Origin of the sequence: Thiohalocapsa sp., assembly GCF_019695415.1 — a bacterium.
Taxonomy (GTDB): Bacteria; Pseudomonadota; Gammaproteobacteria; order Chromatiales; family Chromatiaceae; genus Thiohalocapsa.
This window is the reverse complement of sequence record NZ_JAIFKJ010000497.1, coordinates 1-7146: the sequence shown is the minus strand read 5'-3', so window position 1 is coordinate 7146 and position 7146 is coordinate 1. Positions and strand designations below refer to the sequence as shown.

At 67.5% G+C, this 7146-nt stretch carries 6 protein-coding genes and 2 pseudogenes; 1 reads left to right on the top strand and 7 read right to left on the bottom strand.

The features are described from left to right. The 6 genes and pseudogenes from I6U14_RS13815 to I6U14_RS13790 form a co-directional block, all read right to left on the bottom strand. A partial coding sequence (locus tag I6U14_RS13815) for an ATP-binding cassette domain-containing protein (protein WP_296900099.1) occupies window positions 1-389 on the bottom strand: 389 nt, incomplete at its 3' end. A gap of 104 nt (window positions 390-493) precedes the next feature. Further along, a pseudogene (pstA, locus tag I6U14_RS13810) lies at window positions 494-1300 on the bottom strand (phosphate ABC transporter permease PstA); the annotation flags it as partial. A 546-nt stretch (window positions 1301-1846) separates the two neighbouring features. After that, a pseudogene (locus tag I6U14_RS13805) lies at window positions 1847-2344 on the bottom strand (DUF3333 domain-containing protein); the annotation flags it as partial. Continuing rightward, window positions 2337-3728, bottom strand: a complete 1392-nt coding sequence (gene pstC / locus I6U14_RS13800) for a phosphate ABC transporter permease subunit PstC (protein WP_296900098.1) — start codon at window positions 3726-3728, stop codon at window positions 2337-2339. The pseudogene I6U14_RS13805 and the gene pstC, both read right to left, overlap by 8 nt. A 116-nt stretch (window positions 3729-3844) precedes the next feature. Then, entirely contained in the window at window positions 3845-4888 is a 1044-nt protein-coding gene (locus tag I6U14_RS13795; protein ID WP_296900097.1) for a PstS family phosphate ABC transporter substrate-binding protein, read from the bottom strand. Between the two features lie 181 nt (window positions 4889-5069). Next, window positions 5070-5528, bottom strand: coding sequence for a hypothetical protein (locus I6U14_RS13790; RefSeq protein ID WP_296900096.1), 459 nt, complete (start codon window positions 5526-5528; stop codon window positions 5070-5072). 52 nt (window positions 5529-5580) lie between these two features. Between I6U14_RS13790 and I6U14_RS13785 the strand changes: the two genes are divergently transcribed. Next, on the top strand, window positions 5581-6861 hold the full coding sequence (locus I6U14_RS13785) for a glycosyltransferase (protein WP_296900095.1): 1281 nt from the start codon (window positions 5581-5583) through the stop codon (window positions 6859-6861). Window positions 6862-6893: 32 nt separating this feature from the next. Here I6U14_RS13785 and I6U14_RS13780 read toward each other — a convergent pair. Then, the coding region (locus tag I6U14_RS13780) for a hemerythrin family protein (RefSeq protein ID WP_296900094.1) at window positions 6894-7146 on the bottom strand (253 nt) is incomplete at its 5' end.

Here is a 7146-nt window from a genome sequence, read left to right as displayed (position 1 = left end):
TTCGGCTTCTGGAACACCATGCCCACCTGCGCGCGCAGCGGCACCACGTCGATGCCGCGGTCCAGCACCTCGGTGCCGTCGAGCTTGATGGAGCCCGTGACCTTCGCCGACGGGATGGTGTCGTTCATCCGGTTCAGGCAGCGCAGGAAGGTCGACTTGCCGCAGCCCGACGGGCCGATCATCGCGACCACCTCATGCTTGCCGATGTCGAGGCTCACCTCGCGGATGGCGTGGTTGTCGTCGTACCAGACGTTGACGTCACGGCATTCCATGCGCGGCTCGATCGCGGTGACGTCCCCGATGGTGCCCTCAAAGGCGCGCGCGCCGTCGAAATCGCTGGCGCGCAGGTTGCCGGTGGTGGTCGGGATGGCTTCGGCTTTGGTGTTCATGGTTCGAGGATCGAGTATCGAGTATCGAGTTTCGAGGATCGAGGAGCGGGTGCCGAGGACATGTCTTCCTCGCCCCTCGCTCCTCGTCACTCGCTACTTCTCCATCACCATCGCCGCTCAAACCGCCGGCGCAGCAGCACGGCGGTGAGGTTCATCAGGACCAGGAAGCCGAGCAGGATCATGATCGCGGCGGAGGTGCGCTCGACGAAGCCGCGCTCGGGGCTGTCGGCCCACATGAAGATCTGCACCGGCAGCACCGTGGCGGGGTCCGTGATGCCCGACGGGATGTCCACGATGAAGGCGATGAGGCCGATCATGAGCAGCGGCGCGGTCTCGCCCAGCGCCTGGGCCATGCCGATGATGGTGCCGGTCAGCATACCGGGCAGGGCCAGCGGCAGGACATGATGCATTTGGGTCTGCAGCGGCGAGGCGCCGACCCCCAGTGCCGCCTCGCGGATGGACGGCGGCACCGACTTGAGCGCGGCGCGGCTGGCGATGATGATGGTCGGCAGGGTCATCAGGGTCAGCACCATGGCCGCCACCAGCGGGGTGGAGCGCGGGATACCGAAGAAGTTGATGAACACCGCAAGCCCGAGCAGGCCGAAGACGATGGACGGCACGGCGGCGAGGTTGCTGATATTGACCTCGATCAGGTCCGTGAAGCGGTTCTTGGGTGCGAACTCCTCCAGGTACACCGCGGCGCCCACGGCGATGGGGAAGCTGAACAGCAGCGTCAGGGCCAGGGTGTAGAAGGAGCCCACCAGGGCGGCGGCGATGCCGGCGAGCTCCGGCTCCCGGGAGGTGCCGTTGGTGAAGAAGAGCGTGTTGAAGTGCTTCTCGATCAGGCCGCGCTGCTGGAGCTGCCAGATCCACGCGATCTGCCGGTCCGACAGGCGCCGGTCGTCCTCGGGCGTGCGCAGCTCCAGCAGCTGCCAGGTTCCGGGCGGGGCCGGATCCGCGTCCGCCAGCGGCGTGATGACCTCGGCGCTGACCTTGGCCGGGGCCGCCGCCCGCACCTTGGCCACGCCGCCGTTGACGGCGACCAGGAAGCTCGGCATCTCGTCGGACAGCGCGAGTGCCTCGCCCTCGGTGGCGGCGGTGAGGCGGGCGGCGATGTCCGCGCGCTCGTCGCGGGTGCGCTCGAGCTTGCGGTCCATCCGCTCGCGGCGCTGCACTAGGCGCTCGGCGCGGTCCTCCAGGCGGGCCCGGGCCGCGGCGTCCGCAGCCGCCATGTCGGCGTCCACCGCGGCGCGCTCGTCGGCGACGTCGGCGAGCACGCGCTCCAACCGCGCGATGTCGCGGTCCAGCTTGGCGGCACTGCGCTCCAGGAAGCCGCGGCTGCGCGCGACGATGACGTCGAAGTCGTCGGCCGTGGCGCTCAGCGTGATCTCGCCGATGGCCCCGGACGGCTGCGCGGTGCCGAGGCCCGACTGCTCGTCCACGGGGGTGGAGCGGCCCTTCATGAACATGTCCACGTCGTCGTCGGCCACCAGCCACAGGGTCTGCTCGGTGCCGATCAGCGACGGGTCCCGACTCACCAGCGCGCGCAGCTGCAGGGCCGCTCCGCTGCTGATGAGTCCGTCCAGGGCACGGCGCTCGCGGCGGTCGGTGACGCTCGGGAACTCAGCCCGCAGGGCATCGCGTACCGGGGCCCGGAAGTCGGCCCGCACCAAGCGCTTGCGGCGGACCTCGGCGGGCGTGTCCGGGCTGGCGATCTCGCCGCTGGGATCGATGTCGGCGGCGCTCAGCACCACCGGCAGGCGGATGTAGGTCTGCTGGAAGGCGGTATAGCCCTTGCTGACGATGCTGAACAAGAGCAGGCCGACGAAGGTGAGGCCCAGCACCACCGCGGTGAGGCCGAGCAGCTTGAAGCGGCGCTCGGCGGCGTAGCGGCGCTTCAGGCTGGCGTTGACGACGTCGATGGTGCGCGCGGGCGCGGCGGCGGGCCTACTCATACTGCTCCCGGTACTTGCGCACGATGTGCAGGGCGATGACATTGAGCGTCAGCGTCACGACGAAGAGCGTCAGACCCAGCGCAAAGGCGGCCAAGGTCTTGGCGCTGTCGAACTCCTGGTCGCCGGTGAGCAGGGTGACGATCTGCACTGTCACCGTGGTGACGCTCTCCAGCGGATTTGCCGTCAGGTTGGCCGCGAGCCCGGCGGCCATGACCACGATCATGGTCTCGCCGATGGCCCGCGAGATGGCCAGCAGCACGCCGCCGACGATACCCGGTAGCGCCGCCGGCAGGATCACCCGTCGGATGGTCTCGGATTGCGTGGCGCCGAGGGCGTAGGAACCGTCGCGCAGCGACTGGGGAACGGCGTTGATGACGTCGTCCGACAGTGACGACACGAAGGGGATAATCATGATGCCCATGACGGCCCCGGCAGCCAGAGCGCTCTCGGAAGCGACGTCGACCCCCACGGCGGCACCGAGGTCGCGCATGAATGGGGCCACGGTGAGCGCGGCGAAGAAGCCGTAGACCACCGTCGGTATGCCGGCCAGCACCTCCAGCGTCGGTTTGCTCCAGCCGCGAAGCGTCTTGGAGGCGTACTCCGACAGATAGATGGCCGAGAGCAGCCCGATGGGCACCGCGATTGCCATGGCGATGGCGGAGATCAGGAGCGTGCCCGTAAACAGCGGTACCGCACCGAAGGCACCTGACGCGCCTACTTGGTCCGCCCGCAGGGCGATCTGCGGGCTCCATTGGGTGCCGAACAGGAACTCGGTCCAAGGCACACGCTGGAAGAACAGAATGGATTCGAAGAGCACCGACAGCACGATGCCAAGCGTCGTCAGGATCGCGATGGATGCGAACAGCAGCATGATGCCGAGCAGTGCCGACTCCACCCGATTGCGGGCGTGGAAGTGCGGCGCGAGGCGCCGCCACGCGATGCTCAGGCCGGCCAGCGCCGCGGCCAGTACTAGCACCCACTGCGCACCCGCCGCGATGTCCTGCCACCGGTCGTAGCGCGCGGCGGCGGCCTGCACTGCAGGGGTGACCTCGCCGGACGTAATGCCGCCGGTAGCGATGTTCTTGATGTCGTTCAGCAACAAGCCGAGCCGCCCGTCGGAGAGCCCCTGGGTGAGCGCCTCCGGCAACCCGTGCACCAGGAGTGCGGTGATGATTCGGTCCTGGAGCCCGATCCAGACCAGCAGCACCACTAGGGCGGGGAGACCCACCCAGATGGCCACATACAAGCCGGAGTAGGCGGGCAACGAGTGCAGGCGCTTGATGCCGGCAGGACCGCCGGCGACGCGAATCGCACGGGCGCGTCCGAGCTGGTAGGCCAAGGCCATGGCGGCCAAGATCACCACGAGCAACAGCGTTTGGGACATGGCGCGGGCGGTGGCGGAAAAAACGCGAGCGCCGACGGCCCAAGGGCCGCCGGCGCTGTCTCAGATTGTGGCAGCCATCCCGGCTGTCCGCCGCGAGGATGCGGCGCTCAGTCCCATTAGTTCGGGCTCGACATGGGCTCCATGCTCTGCACCGCCTTGGCGACGTCGGCGCGCATGTCTTCCGGCAGCGGGATCAGGCCCTTGTCGGCAAGATAGCCTTCGGGGCCCCAGGCCTTGTCGCTGGTGAACTCGGTCACGTACTCCTCGATGCCCGGCACGGTGCCGACGTGCGCCTTCTTGACGTAGAAGTACAGCGAGCGCGAGACCGGGTACTCGCCGCTGGCGATGCTCTCGAAGGTCGGCGCGACGCCGTCGATCTTGGAGCCCTGGAGCTTGTCGCTGTTCTGGTCCAGGAAGCTGAAGCCGAAGATGCCGACGGCATCCGGGTTGGCCTCGAGCTTCTGCACGATCAGGTTGTCGTTCTCGCCGGCCTCGACATAGGGGCCGTCCTCGCGCACTGCGTGGCAGACCGCCTTGTACTGGTCCTTGTCCTCGGACTTCATGGCCTTGATCCAGTCGAAGCTCTTGCAGCCGGACTCCATGGCCAACTCGGCGAAGGCATCACGGGTGCCGGACGTCGGCGGCGGTCCGAGCACCTCGATCGCCACGTTGGGCAGGTCGGGGTTCACGTCCTGCCAGGTCTTGTAAGGGTTGGCCACGAGCTCCTCGCCGCCCTCTGGATTGGGCACGTCCTTCGCGAGCGCGAGCCAGACGTCACGCGGGGAGAGCTCCAGCTGGTCCGATTCCTTGGAATTGGCCATGGCGATGCCGTCGTAGCCGATCTTGACCTCGACCACCTCGTCGACGCCGTTTTCTTGGCACTGCTCGAACTCGGAGACCTTCATACGGCGCGACGCGTTGGTGATGTCCGGATGCTCCACGCCGACACCGGCGCAGAACAGCTTCATGCCGCCGCCGGAGCCGGTGGACTCGATCTTCGGCGTCGGGAAGTCCGTAGTGTTGCCGAACTGCTCCGCCACAGCGGTGGCGAAGGGGAAGACGGTGGACGAGCCGACGATGTTGATGGTGTCCCGTGCCAGGGCGCCGGTGGAGGCAGTGGCGGCGCTGACGACGGCCACGGCGAGCAATTGCTTCTTCATGCGTGCGTCTCCGTTTGGGTAAAGGTTCGGAGCCGCACATTGTGGACCGCGGAGTTTGACGTTCTATGACGGCCCGGTTGCACTTTTGTGACATGCCCCCACTGCCCCTCTGGACGCAAGCCATATTGCAGAACCTCGCTTGACCGCCCGCCGCAGGCTTCGGCGGTGGCCGGTCGAGCCATTACCGCTCACCGCTCAGCGCCCGCACATGGTCCATGGCCGCGTTGAAGAAGTCGGCGTCATCGTGCTCGCGGCAATACCGTCGCGTTTCGCGCAGGGCGTCGGTTAGATCGGAGCCCCGCAGGACGTCCTCACCAAGGGCCAGGTTGAGGGCCGAGACGAATCCCGTGAGCCAGTCTTCGTAGCGTTGGAGCTCCGCGGCATCGCCGGCGTCGGCGGCCGCCACGGCGGCCAGGTATTGCGGACAGCTGCGTACCCCATAGCCCCAGAGCGTCTGCTCCGCCGCGCCCGTCCAGCTGAAGGGCCAGAACAAACCGCTTGCAGCCCCGAGCACGAGCAAGCCCAGCGCGGGCCGCAGGCGCTTGGCCTGCGTCGCGCGCCGGCCCGGCAGCACAGGCGGGCAGGTGCAATCGGCGGCGGCCGGCGCGTGCTCGGCACACCGGTACTGGTACCATGACACTGTTGTTCTCCGCCAGCTAGGAACCGCGGCAAAGCCGCGTTGTCAGCGACTTATGCGCGTGTTGATGATCTCCGATGTCTACTTCCCGCGGGTAAATGGCGTTTCCACGTCCATTCAGACTTTCGCACGGGAATTCGTCGGCCTGGGCCACGAGGTGACGCTGCTCGCGCCGGACTATGGGGCGGCGCAGCCTGAGCCCTTCGAGGTCATCCGGCTGCCATCGCGGTACTTTCTCTTCGACCCGGAGGATCGCATCATCCGCTGGGGCCGTATCCGGCGCCACCACGCCCGCTTGGAGGCTGCGGGCTTCGATCTGGTGCACATCCACACGCCATTTATCGCCCACTATGCGGGCCAGGCCCTGGCCCGGCGCCTCGGCGTGCCGGTGTTGTCCAGCTATCATACCTTTTTCGAGCAATACCTCGACAAATACGTCCCCTTGGTGCCCGGCGCCTGGATGCGCTATGTGGCGCGCCGCTTCTCTGCCGCCCAGTGCGGTGACGTGGATGCCCTGGCGGTGCCTTCCCGCGCTATGCTCGAGATATTGACCCACTATGGTGTGGAGACCACCGCGGAGGTGGTGCCCACGGGCATAGACCTAGGCAAGTTCCACCAGGGCGACGGCGCGGCCTTCCGTAAGCGCTTCGCGGTGCCCGAGCACCGTCCGCTGCTGGTCCATGTCGGCCGGCTCGCTTTCGAGAAGAACTGCGACTTCCTACTGCACATGCTGGTGCATGTCCGTGAGGCGGTACCGGACGTGCTGCTCGCTATTGCCGGAGAGGGGCCTGCCCGGCGCCAGTTGGAACGGCTGGCCCGGCGGCTCGGCCTTGCGGACCACGTGCGATTTCTCGGCTACCTAGACCGCGACGGCTCCCTGGAAAACTGCTACGCCGCCGGCGATGCATTCGTTTTCTCCTCTCGGACCGAAACCCAGGGGCTGGTGCTGTTGGAATCCCTGGCCCTGGGTACCCCGGTGGTGGCTACTGCGGAGATGGGCACGCGCGAGGTGCTGCGCGAGGGTGAGGGCTGCCTCATCGCGCAAGACGACGCGCAGGACTTCGCGGCCAAGACCATCCGTCTGCTTACCGACCCGACCCTGCGCACGCGGCTGCGTGCCAAGGCGCGCCCTTATGCGGAGCGTTGGTCATCACGGGCCATGGCCGAGCGCATGCTCGCGCTCTATGCGCGTGTCTGCGGCGACGCTGAGGGGGCGGGTGCAACGGCCGCGTCGCGGCTGCACGCAGTGGAGAACCGCACCCGTCAGGCTACGGAGCCCGTACTGCCGAGCGCGGTCGAGCGATCACGTCCGGCTCTGGACGCAGCAGATCGGTAGCAGCTGCGATATCTGTGCTGATGCGCCGGTGATTAGGCGTGTGGATGCAGCACGCTGACGCCGTTCTCGCGCAGATAGCGGCCCAGGCGCTTGTCCATATCCAGGACGTGGCCCATGAACCATTGCTTCAGGGCCTCGAGATCGCTGATGCGCAGCCGCGCGTCGCCACGCGCGATGATGTCTCGCACCATTGCGGTGTACTCCGCGAGCATCAGCGCATGCTCGCCGGCGTGCTCGGCGGTGTCCGGGTAATGCGTCGTTCGCATCAGGGCCTCTTCGCGGGCG

Bases quoted from the DNA above. Each gene is read 5' to 3' on its own strand.
- pstC (WP_296900098.1), bottom strand. From the start codon at position 3,728: ATGTCCCAAACGCTGTTGCTCGTGGTGATCTTGGCCGCCATGGCCTTG.
- I6U14_RS13795 (WP_296900097.1), bottom strand. From the start codon at position 4,888: ATGAAGAAGCAATTGCTCGCCGTGGCCGTCGTCAGCGCCGCCACTGCC.
- I6U14_RS13785 (WP_296900095.1), top strand. From the start codon at position 5,581: ATGCGCGTGTTGATGATCTCCGATGTCTACTTCCCGCGGGTAAATGGC.